Genomic DNA, 19,155 nt, shown 5'->3' with positions numbered 1-19,155 from the left:
TAAACGGTTGGAACTATCTTTTTACTTTTGTTTTAATTCATCTAATTCTATCATTAGTTCTAGAATTTTTGTCTCATATTCATCTAGAATTGTACTCTTCTCATTTAACTCTTCTTTTAATTGCTCTGTTTCATTTGTTCCAAGAGATGTATTGGTAATTTGATTCTCTAATTCCTGGAGTCTTTTTTCTAAATGATTTACTTCACTTATTTTTTTATTTAATGCCTCTTCAGCTAACCTTATTATTTCTTCTTTGTTATTTAAAGTTTTATTTAAACTATTGTAATTCTGTTGTAATTCATCATTTTTCTTTATTGAATCTTTCAATTGTAAAGATTGTGCTGCTATATTATCTTGTAATTGAATTATAGTATCTTCCTGCTCCTCTGTTTTCCTAGTCTGTTTTTCCAGAGTATTTTGTAAAGACTTAACTAACTCATTTTTTTCATTAATGTTAGCTTCCATTTTAGAACATTTAGATTCTATATACTGTTTTTTCTCTTCTATATTTAATAACTGATTCTTCATTAAATCTACTTCATCATGTAGTTCATCTCTACTTTTAATAAGTGATCCCAATCTGAGCTCTTGATCCTTTAATTGATCACAATAGACTTTTTGTTCTTTATTAAACTTACTTAATTTTTGCTCTAATTGGTAAACTTGAGCCTTTCTATTGGCTAATAATTTATCTTTATTCTCAATTTCATTTTTTTGATGCTCTACTATACTATTTTTATTGGTGAAATCTTCTTTTAGTTTTTCTAAGAATTGTTCTTTTTCTTTGATATCCTCATGAAGTGAGTTAATTGTATTATCTTTTTCAATTAACTCATTATGAAGAATTTCAATAGTCTCTTCGCTTTCTTTTATGTCAGCTTGAAGATTTTCAAATTCAAATTCTTTTTCTTCCATATCATTTTGGAAAGACTTTAACATATTTTCTTTTTCAACTATATCCTTTTTATAATACACTATTGTGTTTTCTTTCTCTTTTACACTATTTTGAAGATTTTCTATTATACTTTCTTTTTCTTGTAAGTTTTTAGCAAGGTTTTCTATATTCCCCACTTTTTCATCTAGATACTGTTGTAAGATTTCATTGTTTTTTTCCTTTTCTTTCACATCTGCATGAAGTGTCACTATTATACTATCTTTTTCATTTAACTTATTTTGAAGATTTCCTATAACGATTATCTTCTCTTGCAAGCTATTTTTAATATTTTCTATATTCTCTTCTTTTTCATCCAGATACTGCTGCAAGATTTCATTCGTATCCTCTTTTTCTTTTATTATTACATAAAGTTCTTTAATTGAATTATCTTTTTCATTCAAATCACTTCGAAGTTCCCCGATCACATCTTCATTTTCTTTTATATTTAATTGAAGATTTTCTATTATACATTCATTTTCTTTTACTTTCTTTTGAAGTTCTTCAATAGCATCTTCTTTTTCATCGACTTTCTTATTGAAGTCTTCTATGGAGTTTTCTTTCTCTTTTATACTATTTTGAAGATTTTCAATTACGTTTTTCTGCTCTTGCAAGCTATTTGCAAGATTTTCTATATTCTCTTCTTTTTCTTTTAGATTCCTCTGTAAGAATTCATTCGTATCCTCTTTTTCTTTTATTATTCCATAGAATTCTTCTATGGAATTATTTTTTTCCTTTAACTCATATTGAAGATTCTCGATTACCTCTTCACTTTCTTTTATATTTAATTGAAGATTTTCTATTATAGATTCTTTTTTTCCAACATCTTTTTGAAGTTCTTCGATGGTATTTCCTTTTTCATTAACTTTATTTTTATATTCTACAATTATATTATCTTTCTCTTCTACACTATTTTGAAGATTTTCTATTGTACATTTATTTTCTCTTACTTTCTTTTGAAGTTCTTCGATAGTATTTCCATTTTCATTGACTTTCTTTTTGAAATCTTCGATTATATTATCTTTCTCTTCAATGCTATTCTGTAGATTTACTATGGTAATTCCTTGTTCTTCTATGCTACTTTGATGATTTTCTATTTTACTTTCATTTTCCTGCAAGCTATTTTTTAGATTTTCTATTTCAGCTTCTTTTTTATATATTTCAGCTTCCAATTGATTATAACTATTTATTTTTTGCTCTAATTCTTCCTTAATCTTCTGAAATGTACTATCTTTATGTGATAATGTATCTTTAACTTCATTTAGTTGTTGTTCTTTATCAATAAGTTGTTGTTGCAGTTGCTTGTTTTCCTCTTCACTTATCCCCAAAGCATCCTTTGCACTTTCCAATTTTTTTACTGTATGCTCCAACTCACTGCTATTTTGACTTAAAGATTCATTTACCTTTTTCAATTCATCTTTCAAAGAAGAAATTAGATCAATTTTATTATGTAAATCTGATAATTTCTCTTGGTTATCATTCCCTAAAGTATTGATTTGTTCTTTTAATATATTTATTTCATCCTCTTTATTTGAAAATATTACTTCGGTTTCTTTAAGTAGTTCTGTTATTTGCTTTATATTCTGTTCTTTTTCTTCCAAAGCTGTTTTAAATGATTCAATTTCGTTTTCTTTTTCTTTTAGATTTGACTCTAATTCCTGAATCTCTTGTTTATTCTTTTTGATAGAGACAATAAGATTTTCATTCTCTGAATTTCTATTGTCTAACTTTGCTTCATAATTCTTTACTTCATTGGCGAGTTTATTTATTTCATTTTGTCGTTCACGGACATATTCCTCAACTTCAACTGTAATTTCATTGTATTTTGCAATTTCATTTTTATAAATGGTAACTTGCTGAGATAATCTTAACACCTCTTGCTGTTTCTTCTCTAGTAAGCTATTCGCATCATAATTGTTTTTGGACAATTCATCTATTTTAATAAGAGTGTTTTTAAACTCACGCTCAATATCTAATAATCGCTGCATTTCTTGTTTTGAAACTAACATTTAATCACCTAAACCCTTTTGTTCTCTCTCTGCTGTATTTTCTTCATTGTGATTCTTTCTTTTATTCATAAGTTATCATTGTAACTGAGATTATATTATACTTGTTTTATTTGTCAAATTCCATTAACTAATTTAAAAAATAAGTATTTCCAAATTTGGTATAAAGTGGTCACAATACAGAAAGCAAATAAAAAGTTGTCAGGAACATTTCCTTGTTAAGGAGAAAGGGACTTCCGTATTGGCAGTCCCTTTCTTCTTAACATCCATATTTATTTCAACAAAGGAATAAACGGTTATCATTCACTCAAATGGCCACATCATCTGTGGGTCCACTAAAAAATTCTCCTTCCCTCATCAATAGCTCTCTATACCAAAATATTTCCTGATAATATTCTATCTTTTTCACTTTTGTAACGATAGCCTAACTAGTAAATTCAATGATTCATTATTCTTTTAATAAGTCTAAGTTTTTTAGCCGTGTAAGGTGAATAACGTAACGGTATGTCTAATATGTTTCTATTCTTTAGCACACTCTTTTCATGTGAGAATGTATGAATACTGTATTCTCCGTGGTAATTGCCCATACCGCTGCTGCCAACACCACCGAATGGCAAGTTGTGATTTGCCAGATGCATAACCGTATCATTTACACAGCCTCCCCCAAAGGATACTTCCTTTAACAGCTTTTGTATATATGATTCATCCTTACTAAATATATAGCAAGCAAGTGGTTTTCCACGTTCCTTAACCTTACGGATAGCTTTATCCATATCCTTATAAGACAAAATCGGAATTATTGGGCCAAAGATTTCATCTTTCATAATCTCACTCTCAAAGGAAGCCTCGGTGAATATAGCTGGTTCTATTTTAAGTGTTTTATCATCACTTCTGCCGCCTAATTTATTAACTTCTCTTCCAATAAGCCCTTGTAATCTATCAAAATGATCCTTATTTATAATCTTAGGATAATTATCATTTTCTAACGGGTTACCATACATAGCGCTTATTTGTTTAACCATCTGTTGAATTAATTGCTGTTTCACTTTATAATCCACTAAAACATAATCAGGTGCTACACAAGTCTGCCCGGCATTTAAAAGTTTACCCCATATAATACGTTTTGCAGCTAATTCAATATCAGCACTTTTATCTACAAAACATGGACTTTTTCCACCTAACTCCAAGGATAGTGGGGTTACATGTTCACTTGCTGCATGCATTACAATTTTACCTACCCGTTCACTTCCCGTAAAAAATATATAATCATATTTTTCCTCCAGGATCTCATCGTAGCTATGTTCGTTACTGACACAGCAGGCATACTTTGGATCAAAAGTTTTATTAATAATCTCTGTAATAACGGCAGTTGTTTTAGTACTATTTTTAGATGATTTAATCACAATACAGTTTCCTGCCGCCATAGCCCCCACCACAGGTGCCAATGCTAATTGAAAGGGATAATTCCAAGGTGATAACACCAGTACCACTCCATATGGCTCTAACATGGTATAACTTTTAGCCGGAAAATGTGTTATAGGAGTCTTAACCTTATGTGGTTTCATCCATCTTTTTAAATTCTTTTTCGCATAACGAATTTCGTTTAATACAATGCTAACCTCAGTAAGATATGATTCATATTCTGATTTGTTCAAATCTTTCTTAAGTGCAGAATATATTTTTTTCTGATTCTGTATAATTGCTAATTCTAATTTATCAAGCTGTTCTTTCCGAAACTGAATATCCTTCGTAGCGTTACTAAGAAAAAACTCCCTTTGAAGTGAAACAAGTTCCTTCATCTCCATAATAACCTCGATTCCGACGCTCCAGCGCCTTTAAATAATAAGTAGATCAACATTGTCAGTCTGATTTCAATATAACATACTAAGTGCTATAAAAAACATTCCATAATAGTAGGTTGCCAGATTAATGATGTGAATAGCTTTAGCCTTCTTCTCATAAAAATAAAGAAATAAAATAAACCCATCTGAAATAAGGAATAAGGTTGCACCTGCACTAAGTAACAAATTCCGGGCATTAAACTGTGACAACAGGATGTGTATGCCTTTTGAGAATAACATTGCTACCATAAAAGAATATGCTGCTATTAATACAGTAAACCTTCCTGTGTTCATTCCATCTAATTTAGTTAATCCTATGGTAATGAAGATTGCAACCACTGGAAACACAAAATCTATCCAGGTTAATCTTTGCATTTTCGAAAAAGCATAAATAAAGCAGCCATGCCCAAAAGCAAAGGATAATAATCCCAAAATGAAAATAGCTGCTTTTGCTGTAAAATTCGTATTTGTTTCCACATAAGATAGCTCATTTCCTTTTACCGTTTTATCACATACAGCATTATAAAATCCAAGAATAATATCACCAACTAAACATAACAGCAATGCTGGAAGTAGTGAATCTAAAATATCAATATTTGCTCCATAATAGGCGCAGTAAATAGCTGCTGCAATAAAAGTTATACTATTGACCGTTTTCGCCAGAACGTAATATCTTATGTATTTAGGATTGCTGATTGTCCACATAAGAAACATAAATGGAATTGTATACAGTAAAAACAAAAGTAAAGACTGAATTAACTTCATGAAAATACTCCTCCTGCTTAACTTCGCTTATTTTATCTTTGCAATAAATATTTATTTCTTCTAACAGCCTCCGTAACTCTTTTTTATATAATTATACTTTTCCTAATATAGGAAGTCAACATTACCAAAAACTGAAAATTAGAATATTAATTTTTATTTTCCAAAAACTATTGACAATTCTATTCTACCAGAGTAAAATATAGATAATCATTCTACTGGAGTAAAATATCTTTGAAAAGGAGCTTCGTTATGCAAATAAAATTATTTGATTCTGAACTAAAGATAATGGATGTTCTTTGGAAAAATGGTAATACAACCGCAAAGGAGATTGCGGAAAAGCTGAAAGAGCAAGTCGGATGGAGTAAGACCACCACTTATACTCTAATTAGGAGATGTATTGATAAGGGTGCTATTGAGCGCATTGAGCCAAATTTTGTATGCCACCCCCTTGTAACCATTGAACAGGCAAGAGAGCTTGAAACAACTGAACTAATTAATAAAATGTATGATGGTGCTGCCGATCAGCTTGTTGCTTCCATTCTGGGAAGTAAAAACCTGTCGCCGGAAGAAATTGAGAGGCTAAAGCAGCTTGTCAACAATCTGGAATGAGGGGAATGAGTATGAGTCTATTAAAAATGAGCTTTTCCACCGGAATCATTATCCTTGTCATTGTTGTAATCCGCAGGCTGCTACTGCACAAGTTACCTAAAATGACCTTTCTTATACTCTGGGGAGTAGTTTTATGCCGCTTATTGATTCCCTTATCTATCCCATCAAAATTCAGTATTTTTACAATTATTAATATATTAAAAAACAGATATTCTGAAGTGGAGCTACCACTAACAGAGATGCCTATAGCCTCTAACAATACGGTTGTTGCTGAAACAGTACCAACTTTGCCTGAAGCAGTGTCATTTATATCACCAGCACTGGTGATTTGGCTCATTGGTTTGTTATCCTGCGCCCTGTTCTTTGTTATAACACATCTTCGCTGCCGAAGAGAATATAGGACTGCTCTTCCTATTGACAATGAGTTTTTGAATCTCTGGCAGAGTGAGAATTCCAAAAGGCGATATGTTCAAATCAGACAGTCGGATATGATATCTGCCCCCCTGACCTATGGAATAATCCGTCCTGTTATACTTCTGCCAAAACAAACGGATTGGTCGGATAAAAACCGACTGCGTTATATTCTGATGCATGAGTTTGTGCATATTCGGCGCTTTGATACATTAACAAAACTATTATTGGTAATAGCTCTATGTGTTCACTGGTTTAATCCTTTTGTATGGCTGATGTATTTACTGGCAAACCGGGACATTGAATTGTCATGCGATGAAACTGTTGTAAGAACTTTTGGTGTAGATATGAGGTCAGCTTATGCCATGACCCTGATAGGATTGGAGGAAAAGAAAAGCCGCCTGTCTCCTCTTATAAACAATTTCAGCAAGATTGCAATTGAAGAAAGGATTGAAGCAATTATGAAAACTAAAAAACCCTCCTTTATAGGAATAATACTGGCATTTGTTTTGATCATTGTTACAGCAGCCGTTTTCGCAACGGGAGCATTAGCTGATGACGGAAACACTATAGGCAATAGTGTGTCTATATCTGGAACCTTAGACGGTAAAAATTACATCTATTCTAATGATGGTGGAGTCACTTGGGTGTCAGAGGAAGAGTATAAAGAAAAAAATCCAGACTTATTAAACCAAATCGAGTTTTGGGAAATTAACGAGTTTCAAAATTGGATGGAGCAGGAAAAAAATGTGTATCAAGAGATGGCTGAAGACGGTACACAAAAGTTTTATGATTCTGAAATGAATAAGTGGCGGGTTTGGACACTGCAAGATACGGACAAATTGTATTCTATATGGCAAGAACAGCTTAAACGCATGAAGCAGGGTTATAAATATACTAAAGATATTAAATTATCAGATGGTACTGTCTTAGCCGGTACTTTTGAACCAGATACCCATGGGATAGCTTATACAAGTTCAATAGAAGAAAATTCACAAACCGCATCAAATCCATCCAGACAGGAGTTGTTAGCAGAATATAGTCCTTATGGCATTACATTTGACAAAAACGGTAATATGTATTTTCAAAGCAAGCCTGTCAGATATTTTTATGACGGTGTGGATTTGGGTGATAATACCGCGTCTGTCCGGTATGAATATCTGAATGAAAAAGGTACTGTTGACGTTCATACAAACAGGAAAGCTACTGATAACGGTGATGGAAGTTTTGATCCTTTCGGTGAACTAACAGGAATTAAAAAGTATAGTCAAGACGAATTTGAACAAAGAAATATAGCCGATTTAAAAGGTTCTTCCGAAGCAGTCACATATGTTTCAGAAGATACATCAGAAGGAGAAACCTTTGCTCAGAAATTCTCCAAATATAAAAAATATGGAATTGACTATAAAGAGCAGAAAAATAGCGGCGTTGGTAACGTTTATTATAACGGGAAATTGGTCAAAACCTTCATAGATGAAAACAAGGATGGCGGCGTCTTTTCTTTTCAATCTGTAGATGGAGGTGAAATTGTGGTGCATACCGTTTATAATAAAAAAGGTAAACTAATGGGAGTGGAAAAACAATAAAATTTTAATCAATACTACATTCAAGAAATGTCTATATACAGCATGATAATAAAGAAGTACACTAAGGTACTGTCAATTATAAGCAACGGTTTTGAGACCCCATTTCAAAACCGTTGCTTTTCTTTTAGGTGAGCGTTGCACATTTATTCAACTGAATTTATCTACAAAATTGAGGAAGATATTCTTTATGTGCTTCCATTAATTCATCCAGCATTTCAATTGCATACCTTTGAGAACCCACCATAGGGTTAATCATCATAGCCAGTAAAGCCTTATCATAATCCCCGCTCACTGCTGCTTCACAGGCAGCCACCTCAAAAGATTTAATTTGCTGGATCAGTCCATGAACCGCTTTAGGCAGCTTTCCTGAAGTAATGGGCATAGGACCGTTCTTTGTTATAACACATCCCAGTTCCCCCACTTCTTCATATTCCAGTTCGCTGATAACTCCATGATTAACCGTATTAACAACTTGTATATCCCTGGTATCATTATAGATAGAGCAGATAAGATTACAAGCGGCATCACTGTAAAAGGCACCTCCCCGCTGCTCTAACTGCTTTGGTTTTATCTTTAAATTAGCATCCCTGTATAGTTCAAAGAGTTCATCCTCTATCTTTTTTACCTTTTCTGCTCTGGTTCCATTATGTTCATAATTCTCAAGAGCCTCTTCTAAGTATTCTTTCCCCATAAAATAATATCTGTGATAGGAACAGGGTATTACCCCAAGTGCCTTTAAAAACCTGGAGTCCCATTCTATTCCTGTGATATTTTTCACCGTTTGATTTCCCCACTTATCCAGTACCTGATCCATCACATTACTGCCATCCATATATACACCGGTTACAAAAACCATATGGTTCAGACCTGCAAATGTAACATTTACTTCTTCCATAGGTCTTTCCAATATTTCTGCAATAGCCTTATGCATACCAATGGGAAGGTTGCATAATCCCACTGCCTTTTTTCTATTGGAATAACGGTTGATAGCTTCCATAACCATTCCTACCGGGTTAGTAAAATTAATCAGCCAGGCATCCTTACATAGTTCATCCATATCTTTACAAATATCCAATATAACCGGAATGGTTCGAAGTCCTTTAAACAGACCTCCAGCTCCATTGGTTTCCTGACCTAAAAATCCATAGCTTAAAGGAATTCTTTCGTCTTTAATTCTTGCTTCTAAAAGTCCAACTCTCAATTGGGTTGTAACAAAATCAGCATCCTTTAAGGCCTCTCTTCGGTCAAGGGTCATAAATATTTTCATTGGTAATCCTGCAGCTTCTACCATGCGTTTGGCTAATTCGCCTACAATTTCCAGCTTTTCTTTTCCTTCCGGGATATCAACCAACCACAATTCCCTTACCGGAAGTTTATCATAACGTTTTATAAACCCTTCCACTAATTCCGGAGTATAACTGGAGCCTCCACCGATAGTTACTATTTTCACACCACACATTATTATTTTACCTCCCTGTCCTTATATCGATTGAAATATTCAATTAAAGCGCCGATTTTTCCTGCATTATTCCCCATGTGACAGGCCTCAATCTTTGTATACGGCTCTAAATTCTGATATATATCATATACTCTTTCCCTCAAATCACAAATAAACTTATCCTGAGCACTAATTCCTCCGCCAATTAAAATCTTCTCCGGATCAAAACTAACAGCAATATTACCAACCATCATTGCCAGATTCTCCAACCATTCCTCATAAATCCGGTAAACTTCCGGCTGTCCCAGATTACGGAAGATATAAACCCCGTCAACCTTCTGTCCAAGAGCTTCAGACACTTTCTTTGCCAGGCCGGAGGTTGCCTTTGGGGCATGATATGTATAGGTATTATCTTTCTTTTCCCTTCCAATGTAGCTAAGGCCAAACTCTCCAGCCTTATAATTCCTGCCTCTGAACAATTGTCTGTTCTGTATAATTGCACCTCCGATTCCGGTTCCAAGGGTAATCATACAAACATCTTTGCAATCCTTCCCCCCGCCCAAATACATCTCCGCCAATGCAGCACAATTACTGTCGTTTTCCACCGATACCGGGTATCCGGAATATCTGCCTAAAGTTTCCTTCAGATTATACTCTCTAAAATTCTGCCCTACACTAAAGTCAGTATTCTCACATGTCTCTGGATTAATAAAACCTCCCATACTGATTGCTATCCCATGAATTTGTTCTTTTACTTCATCAACAATCCCATACAATTGCTTTAAAAATTTCTCAGGATTTTTTTCTGTTGGAATGGATTCAGGATTCTCTTCATTAAAATTCCGGTCCATTAAGCTGTATTTAATAAAGGTTCCACCTATATCCATCGTCAAATATTTCTTCATCTTTACCCCCATTACATCTCACATCTGCAATTAGATGTGCTGCTACTACAGAGCAACTTATGCAATGACCACTAAGTTACTCTGCGCCCCAAGCTTTATATCCTACCTTCCGTTTTAAGTTCTTTTCTCATTACAGCGAATTCCTCTACAATATGAAAGCCTGCCTGAAGATATATTTTTGCTGCCGGATTCGTTTTTCCCGTATACAAAGACATATATTGGGCACCAACCTTTTTCTCCTCCTGACATAACAGAAAGAACAGGATAGTTCCTAATCCATGGCCCTCATGTTCTTTATTCACTCCGATACCAGTAAAATAGCCTCTTCCATTCTCCTGCCTTCTGATAGGACCTGCAAATCCAACGATTCTTCCATTTTGGGCAGCTACTAATACAGGCGCTCCCTCTCTGGCTGCCTGCTTTATCTCCTTTTCCCATAAAGGATTATCCAACTTTTGAAGCATGGTATCTAAATCATAATGCTTACTTTTATCCAATAAGGAAACCTGATAACCGTCCTTTTCTGCTCTTTCCACCTTTTCCGCTATAGTTGCCGGTATAGAGTAATTATCTAGATTCATATACATTGCACATTCAGTTGTCCGCTCTGCATAACCGTATTTCAATAATTCCTGATAAAGCCTGCTGTTTTTGAATACACCGGGCGCATTATTATGCTCATGCCGGTCCGTTCCCTTGATATACCAAGGAAGCATCATCGGATTAAAAAACAATATATCAGACTGGATTCTGCCTGCCTTAGCGAAGGATTTTTCTAGTAAATCCATGAATTTTTTGTAATTATCGCTGATTTCATACTTTTCATCAAGCAGGATACAGGTTATATATCCACTTACCTTTCCCAATGGAATATCATCACCTACACAACCGCATGCAAATCCAACAACAGTTTCATCCTCCCTCATTACAAAGGCATGATCCGGATGAAAATAGGGGCTTTCCGTAAATATCTGTGCAAAGCGGTCTGTATCCATCTCTTTGTATCCAAGATTTACAGCTGCTCTGTTCCAAAGATTTATAATTCCTATAGCATCCTGTGATTTGTATGTATCAATCATCATCACACATCTCCTTTCACTTAAACCTAAATAATCTACTTATTATACACTTATAAAACCATGGAAAGCTGCATTCTCTTTGCATATTATATCCTAGCTTATAAAAAGGAAGCTCTATAGCCTCCTTATATTATTTATGAAACTATGTTACAGGATAGTATTTCAGTATTGAGGTTCTAGGAATTAGTGGCTTTTATTTTTACAGCATCCCTAAGTTATGGAAGACCTGTCTCACATGCCTGATCTTATCCACATCCCTTGAATAATAGACCCGGTTCGTCAGCAAGATGGCGTAACTATCCTTAACCGGATCTATCCATACAGAGGTACCGGTATATCCTGTATGTCCAAAGCTGCTATCTGAAAAATATTCACCTGCTGTCATATCTGGTGTATTCTTAATACACCAGCCCAATCCTCTGTTTTCCTCATACTTTCCAGTATAATTTTTTGTCATTATTGAAATCGTTTTTTTATCAAGTAGGCGTCCTGTTTGGTCTTTTTCTTCTTTCCATAACATAGCATCTGCCATACGGCACATATCTGTTATATTGGAGAATAGCCCTGCATTACCGCTTACTCCACCCATATGGTATGCATTCTCATCGTGCACCTCTCCAATTAGGCGGCGATTTCTCCACTGGCAGTATTCCGTAGGCATAATATTATCGCGGTTTTTTCTTATTGGGCAATACATGGTATTGCTCATGCCCAAAGGATGGGTAATATAACAGCTTATCACTTCCTCCAAAGGCAACTCCGTAACTTCCTCCAGTACCCGGCCTAAGATAATAAATCCAAGACAGGAATATTCCACCCCTGAACTCTTTCTAGGAAGGATATGCTTTAACATCTCTAAGGCACCTTCTCTGTCCTTACTTATCTCATATAACGGAATATATGCAGGTAACATGCTTGTATGTGTCAGCAGCTGGAACATAGTGATTTTCCCTGCCTGATGATCCCGCCAGGATGGGAGGTAACGCTCCACTGTATCCGTTAATGCAAGCTTACCTTCCTCCATAAGTCGCATAAATGCCAAGCTTACAAATAATTTTGTACAGGAAGCTATATCAAAAAGCGTATCGTTATTCACCAATTGATCCGTTTCACCTAAAGTTCCAATACTGTTAATTGTCAGCATATCTCCTTTTCTTATTGCATAGGAGGCACCTGTAAACACTTTTTCCTTTATACTTTCCTTTAAGAAGCTTTTCACCTTTTCCTTCATGGGGTCACGTCCTATCTTCTTTTCTTCTCCCTAATAATTGAACTGTTTCTCTATAAGTAATTTTTAATCTCATCATAATTTATGAGTACTCCGGGGCAGCTATTCCAAGGACTGCTTAATTCAGCAATTTATCTTCTACCTTGTATGTCCTTCTTAATATTTGAAGATCCCCTTATAGATGCCCCTTTTTTCACCAATTATAAGACTATTTTATAAAGTAAAGCATATCCTCTTTAATGAGCTTTGCAAGAATTGTATTAATATTTCCATAATAGTAATAATTTTGTTGTACTGTGTTTAATTCTGTATCAGCCAAGCTTAATTTTGGATCATAAATACGAAGTGGCGCTGCTTTTTCAATTACAGGTATAAATCCACACAAATCATTTGCCAAAACCATGAACTCTTCTGTAATCCTCTTGGTATCATCTGGATCTATTGCACTAAATAATTCAGCCAGCATATTCGTTACATTATATTCTTTACCAGTTGTAGGTGCTGTCATAATAATATCCTTACCCGGTTCAACCTTAGGCCATCCAGCTCTTAAATTTGTGAACAGACCATTATAAGTTTCCCATGGATGTGCATAGGAATCGGCTCCTGCCATAAATACACAAGAAATCATTTTTTCATCAGTTTTAGTAAAATCATTCCAAACACCAAATTCCATAGGTTTAAAATCAATATTAAAACCAAAATCAGTAAGCATGCTGCTCATTGCCTCTGCGGTCATCATAAAAGAAGGCCAGGTGTTAATGGTAGCTATGGATATTACTGGAGTTTCACCCTTATCATCCACCCATTTGCCCTTATCTTTTTTCCAGCCAATGCTTGTGAGAAGTTCCTCTGCTTTTTCAGGATTATAGCCGTAGTCGGTTAGTGTATCCATAAAGCCTTCATTGGTATAGATATCCTGTAAAGAAGGAAGTAATGGGCTGTTTTTTGTGTCACCCATAAAGCTTCCCGGCTCAGCTACGGATATCAAAGCCCTTCTGTCCGTTGCTAAGGAAATTGCTTTTCTTACTTCAGGTATATTTAAAGGATAATTATTTACATTAATTGTATAACCAATGCTTGACATTTCAGGAATAAACACTTTTCTTAAAGTATCTGCATATTTTTTATCTATCTGAGCTGACATATCCACATTTAAACCACCATTTTCAACTGTATACTCTCCTGCAAGTATAGCAGTGGAAAAGGCCTGGGAATTGCCTGGGCGTAAACCTCTGATATTTTCGATTAAAGGAGTTTTCCTATAGTTTTTATTCACTGTAAAGAGCACTTCTGAACTGTTATACTTATCAATTACATATTGTCCGGAGAATACTGCCTCATTTGGAGCCGGTTTATAACTTAATAGTTCTTCATTCACAATAGCCAGTTGAGCAGAGCCATCTTCCGTCATCTTATACATATTGGCTGTCTGGTCATAAATCCTTCCCTTTTCTGCAATATCTTTATATTTCTCTGCATATTCACCGTAAATTTCATCCGGAGTCATAATTGCTACATATAGTGAAATATTTAGTACTAACGGGCTCTCAGTGCAGAAAGTAATACGCACTGACAAATCGTCTAACTTCTCAATCTTCTCAATATAGTTCCATATGGTGCCTCTACCCACACTACAGTAATACTGAGTCATTAGGTCATCTGCATTCAGAGCGGAACCATCACTCCATTTTAGATCCGGTAAAAGCTTCATTGTAAGAACTTTATCTGTAAAATCATAGCTTTCCAGTAAAGAGCTCTTAAAGGTTCTCTCCGGAAATGGTGCATAATATGCAAGATAATCAAAAACAAAGGGATATACGGACCAGTTGATTCCGGCAGTATCATACGGATTTCCGTTAAAAGCCGGTGATGAATCAACGTCAATCAAAGTAGTGAGAGTTTTCGTTTTATCAACTTCACCTTCAACAACCATGGTAAGATTATTTTCTATTCCAGGAAGTATAGTGCCTGCACCGTTTTCATTCGTATTCGTACTTACATTTGTGTCTTCATTCATGCTGTCTTTTGTATCTGATGATTTGCATCCTGTTAAGGCTGTTATAGCCATTACGGTGCATAAAGTTAATGTCAGTAATTTTTTAAAATTATATTTCATGTCCTCTCCTCCTAATAAAATAGTGAATATAAGTTAGAAACTTTTCATAATTACTTTCTTTGACTCTTCATCTACAGCAAATGCCTGGGCATATTTTTTTCTTGCCAGATGCCCTCTGACTGACATAAGATGGCTGTAATAGTCCATATAACCGAAACTTTTGCTATTCACTGTAAACCAATGTGTTTGAATAGCCTTTCTCCATAACTCAAATCCTTCTTCAGTAACCTCAACATAAGCATAGGGTACAAAGCCTGTTGCATCCTCCCAGTTCTCCGCATAATAAGGCCCCCCTGCATAATGGGCCGGCAGCTCTCTTTCAATTGCAGGCAGACCGGCAAAAAACTGAGCGTCCTTAACAATCCTGTGTGTCAGCATATGATCCTTATGTATACTGTTTTTCCAGTGTGTCAGAAGTACATTGGGCTTATATTTTCTGATTACATCACAGAGTTCATAACGAACCTCCTGGTTATCCGGCAGTTCTCCATCCACATAATCAAATACAATTGCTTCCCCATGTAGCATACTTGCAAATTCATTTGCTTCCCTAATCTTTTGTTTACGATAATCTTTTACCGTCATATCTGGGGGGTTACCCCGTTCACCCCCGGTTAAAGCCACCGTAACAATCTTATGCCCCTGCAGTGCCATTGAAGCTAGAACACCGCCACTGGTAAGTTCTGCATCTCCTACATGCCCTCCGATTGCCATAATCACCTTTTTTTCTTCCATAATAACCTCGATTCCGCGCTTTAGCGCCTCTTAATAGCAACAGCAACTTTGTGCGTCAGCTGAAATTGCCGGGTTGAAAAAACTTGTTTTTTCAACCTACCTCCCATTCCACGCCACAAATCAGGGTGTGAATTATACATTTCAATAATACACACTAACCTCCTTTCTCTTATATTTAATTTATAAAACAGTGAATAAAATCTCTGCTTTTCTACTCTTTATTGCTATATCTTTTATGAAAAAGCCTTCCTGCAATAAATGCTATGGCATTAATACCTATCACCATAAAATAGATCACATTTGTCTCTGGCCTGCTGCCGGTTAATAACAATGCTATAAGGCTTACGATTAAAAGTGCCCCGGAACAAATACTAATATTATTCACGAAATGAGCCACTTCCTCCAGATCAATATCTACTCTTCTGTCTCTATTATCTTCATGTATTCTTCTGCGCGATGACATGCAACAATACCTCCATTCAGATTACGCAACTTTGGTTCCTCCTGCATGCAGATATCCTTATAATAAGGACATCTGGGATGGAATTTACATCCTTCCGGAAGATTTAACAAATCCGGCATATCCAGTGAGCGTAGTGGAAGCTCTTTGGCAAATTCGCTTCTGCGGTTGGAATCCGCTTCCGGTACAGCCGCAACCAATGCCTGAAAATAAGGATGCATTGGATTCTTTATTGCCTCCTGTATCTTATTGCTTTCAATCAACCTCCCCAAATACATAACCATTATTTTGCCATGAGCGGCAATGTATCTGGCTGTTCCTAAATCATGCGTAATGTAAATAAATGAAATTTTATATTTTTGATTCATTTTTGCCATAAGATTAAGAAGTGAGATTCGCAGTGAAACATCAACCATGGATACCGGTTCGTCTGCTACAATCAGCTTTGGTCGCACTGACAAGGCTCTTGCAAGGAGGATTCTCTGCCTTTGCCCACCTGATAATTGATGGGGATATTTTTCAAGAAATATCTCCGGTGGGTTCAGGCCAACTTCATTAAAGTATTCAAACAGGATATCCAGTGCTTCATCATTATTCTTAGCAAGCTTGTGGCGTAACAGCGGCAATATCAATGACTGGGAAATTGTTTTATTGGGATTAAGTGCTGCATAAGAATCCTGATGAACCATCTGAACAGCCAGTCTGTATTCTTCGTATTCCTTTTTGGATAATTTATGTATATTCTTTCCATAGTAAAGGACTTCACCTTTGGTAGGCTTATAGATATCAGCAATAACCTTCCCAAGAGTAGTTTTACCACATCCGCTTTCTCCTACAACCGCAAGGATTTCTCCTTCTTCAATAGTTAGATTCATATCGACCAGAGCATTAACAGAGCCTTTTCTCTTGCCCTTTGATGCAAAACTAATATTTGTATTGTTCAATTCAATCAATGACATTGTTCTTTCACCTTCTTCCAATGAGGGCATAGTGTAAGCTGTTCGTTACCCACATCTACCATGTCTGTAATGTTTATCTCTTCTGATTGGCATAACCCTTCCTTACTTAAAAAACATCTTGGACCAAATCTGCATCCTTTTGGCAGTTCCAATAGATTAGGCGGATAACCGGCAATAGCTTTACGCTTTGTAATATCATCCTTTAAAGATGGAACGGCATTCATCAATCCATAGGTATAGGAATGGGACGGTTTAAGAAATACATCTTCCACCTTACCATACTCCACCATCTGTCCGCAGTACATGACTCCGATCCGGTCCACCACCGATCCTATAATAGAAACGTCATGTGTCATGAAAATCATGGTAATCCCTGTCTCCTCATGGATTTTTCTCAAAATATCAATAATATACCATTGAGTAATAACATCCAGGGCTGTGGTTGGTTCATCCAGAATTATCATATCCGGTTCCAATAACAAGCTTAAAGCAATGATTGTCCTCTGCTTCATTCCTCCTGATAATTGATGAGGATAACTGTTTAAAATTCTTTCCTCCAGTCTCACCTGTGACAGCAGCATAGCTGCCTTCTCCAGTATCTGTTTCTTTGTAAATTTCTTATCCGTATCATGAGCCATGGCAGTTTCTATAAAATGTTCTTTTATCTTTAAGGTGGGGTTTAATACATTCTGAGCCGCCTGAAATACAGTGGTAATATTGGTCCAACGGTGCTTCGCATATTCATGTTCGGATAGTTTCAGCAAATCTATTGTCTCACCATTTGGGGTATGATAAAGTATTTCACCGCTGGCAATCCTGCCAGGTGCCCGTACGGTTTTTAAAATACCGGAGGCAAGGGTAGTTTTTCCACTACCGCTTTCTCCGATAATACCTATGATATCTCCTCTGTTGAAGTTAACTGTAACATCATCGCAGGCCCGGATTATCCCCCGGTTAGTTTTAAAATCAATACATAAGTTCTTAATTTCTAAGATTGGATCCATAATTTATTCCTTTCTATATATCTCAGATAATGCCGCTTCTTCTATTTCCTGGCTTTTGTTTGTACGGAATTTATACTCTTAACCTTGGATTAAGTGCCTCATCCAAACCGGACGCAAATAAGAAACATCCCAATTGGAAAAACACGATTCCAAGTACCGGAGCCAGGAAATAAGCTATGGTTCCAGATCCCATCAACGCTCCGGTTGCTGTCAGTGACAACTGTATCATCATGCCCCAATGATTTCCCTGAAAAGGCACTAATCCTAAATACATCAGTCCAACACTGGCCATAATTGCATCTTTCATAATTACAATAAAATTTACAGCTATGAAAGAAATAATATTGGGTATAATGTCGTTGATGATAATATCAATTTTTCGTAATCCAAGAATTTTGCTGGCCTCGATAAACTCCTTATGCTTGATTGTTAAGACCTGGGTTCTGATTGCTTTTGCAAGTCCAGCCCAGGACCATAGACTAAGTAATAAACCAAACATGAATTCATTATCAATTTTTATTATCATTGACAATATCATGGTTACCGGGAAGCTTGGTATGGTTACAACTATATTCGCTATCATCATAAGAATGGCATCAAGCTTTCCCCCCAACAGTCCGGACAGGATACCAATAGTACAAGCAATAAAGATAGATATTACACCTGCCCAGAATGCCACTAACAGTACATCTTTGGAGCCTAATATTAATTGAACCAGTGTATCCTTTCCGGAATAATCCGTACCCAGTATATGCTCTCTGGAGGGCGGTTTAAGCCTTTGAAGGTAATCCGCTTTCGGTTCTTCCAGTAAAATAGGCCCAATCATTGCAATTCCAAGGAAAACAAGTAATATGATCAATCCTATTCTTGACATCTTATTGTTCCAGATGGTTATGAGAATTTCTTTTATTCCACCGGAATTTTTAAATTTATAACTTTTCTCACCTTTTTTCATTTCTATATCCATACATTCATATCTGTTTCCAGATATGATACTGCCACTAGTAGATGGGTTGAAAGAAGGATTTCGTGGCATCCTTTCTTATGTATATTTTCTTTCAACCTTCCCGACATGATGT

The 19,155-nt window shown here is 35.7% G+C and carries 15 protein-coding genes; 2 read left to right on the top strand and 13 right to left on the bottom strand.

Annotation, left to right across the window (positions count from 1 at the left end; translation table 11 throughout):
- Positions 1-21 precede the first annotated feature (21 nt).
- From BM183_RS10060 to BM183_RS10050, 3 genes are all read right to left on the bottom strand, one after another.
- Entirely contained in the window at positions 22-2,940 is a 2,919-nt protein-coding gene (locus BM183_RS10060) for a hypothetical protein (RefSeq protein WP_091686635.1), read from the bottom strand.
- 434 nt (positions 2,941-3,374) lie between these two features.
- On the bottom strand, positions 3,375-4,742 hold the full coding sequence (locus BM183_RS10055) for an aldehyde dehydrogenase (RefSeq protein ID WP_091686633.1): 1,368 nt from the start codon (positions 4,740-4,742) through the stop codon (positions 3,375-3,377).
- A gap of 66 nt (positions 4,743-4,808) precedes the next feature.
- Positions 4,809-5,543, bottom strand: coding sequence for a lysoplasmalogenase family protein (locus BM183_RS10050; protein ID WP_091686631.1), 735 nt, complete (start codon positions 5,541-5,543; stop codon positions 4,809-4,811).
- A gap of 249 nt (positions 5,544-5,792) precedes the next feature.
- On the opposite strand from BM183_RS10050, the gene BM183_RS10045 reads away from it, so the two are divergent.
- Both BM183_RS10045 and BM183_RS10040 read left to right on the top strand, forming a co-directional pair.
- A complete protein-coding gene (locus BM183_RS10045) occupies positions 5,793-6,152 on the top strand; it encodes a BlaI/MecI/CopY family transcriptional regulator (RefSeq protein ID WP_091686629.1) in 360 nt (119 codons plus the stop codon).
- Positions 6,153-6,163: 11 nt separating this feature from the next.
- Complete coding sequence (locus BM183_RS10040) at positions 6,164-8,149, top strand: M56 family metallopeptidase (RefSeq protein ID WP_170847954.1); 1,986 nt, start codon at positions 6,164-6,166, stop codon at positions 8,147-8,149.
- 157 nt (positions 8,150-8,306) lie between these two features.
- On the opposite strand, the gene BM183_RS10035 is transcribed toward BM183_RS10040, so the two are convergent.
- The 10 genes from BM183_RS10035 to BM183_RS09990 form a co-directional block, all read right to left on the bottom strand.
- Positions 8,307-9,608, bottom strand: coding sequence for a 6-phospho-beta-glucosidase (locus tag BM183_RS10035; protein WP_139221506.1), 1,302 nt, complete (start codon positions 9,606-9,608; stop codon positions 8,307-8,309).
- 2 nt (positions 9,609-9,610) lie between these two features.
- Entirely contained in the window at positions 9,611-10,492 is an 882-nt protein-coding gene (locus BM183_RS10030) for an ROK family protein (protein ID WP_170847953.1), read from the bottom strand.
- Positions 10,493-10,587: 95 nt separating this feature from the next.
- Positions 10,588-11,574 (bottom strand): GNAT family N-acetyltransferase, encoded by a 987-nt coding sequence (locus tag BM183_RS10025; protein ID WP_242960961.1) that lies wholly within the window; start codon positions 11,572-11,574, stop codon positions 10,588-10,590.
- Positions 11,575-11,770: 196 nt separating this feature from the next.
- Positions 11,771-12,802: a serine hydrolase domain-containing protein gene (locus BM183_RS10020; RefSeq protein ID WP_091686619.1), complete on the bottom strand. Its 1,032-nt coding sequence runs from the start codon at positions 12,800-12,802 to the stop codon at positions 11,771-11,773.
- 205 nt (positions 12,803-13,007) lie between these two features.
- Positions 13,008-14,918 (bottom strand): ABC transporter substrate-binding protein, encoded by a 1,911-nt coding sequence (locus tag BM183_RS10015; protein ID WP_091686618.1) that lies wholly within the window; start codon positions 14,916-14,918, stop codon positions 13,008-13,010.
- Positions 14,919-14,951: 33 nt separating this feature from the next.
- A complete protein-coding gene (locus BM183_RS10010) occupies positions 14,952-15,653 on the bottom strand; it encodes a PIG-L deacetylase family protein (protein ID WP_091686616.1) in 702 nt (233 codons plus the stop codon).
- 211 nt (positions 15,654-15,864) lie between these two features.
- Complete coding sequence (locus tag BM183_RS10005) at positions 15,865-16,116, bottom strand: hypothetical protein (RefSeq protein WP_091686614.1); 252 nt, start codon at positions 16,114-16,116, stop codon at positions 15,865-15,867.
- Positions 16,068-17,072 carry an ABC transporter ATP-binding protein gene (locus tag BM183_RS10000; protein WP_091686612.1) on the bottom strand — a complete coding sequence of 335 codons (1,005 nt, stop codon included), beginning with the start codon at positions 17,070-17,072 and terminating at the stop codon, positions 16,068-16,070. The genes BM183_RS10005 and BM183_RS10000 overlap by 49 nt, the downstream gene beginning before the upstream one ends.
- A complete protein-coding gene (locus tag BM183_RS09995; RefSeq protein WP_091686610.1) occupies positions 17,063-18,076 on the bottom strand; it encodes an ABC transporter ATP-binding protein in 1,014 nt (337 codons plus the stop codon). Before BM183_RS09995 ends, BM183_RS10000 begins: the two co-directional genes overlap by 10 nt.
- A 70-nt stretch (positions 18,077-18,146) precedes the next feature.
- A complete protein-coding gene (locus BM183_RS09990; protein WP_091686687.1) occupies positions 18,147-19,031 on the bottom strand; it encodes an ABC transporter permease in 885 nt (294 codons plus the stop codon).
- Positions 19,032-19,155 lie beyond the last annotated feature (124 nt).

It is taken from the genome of Anaerocolumna aminovalerica, from assembly GCF_900115365.1.
Lineage (GTDB): Bacteria > Bacillota > Clostridia > Lachnospirales > Lachnospiraceae > Anaerocolumna > Anaerocolumna aminovalerica.
This window is presented reverse-complemented; position numbering and strand designations above follow the sequence as displayed.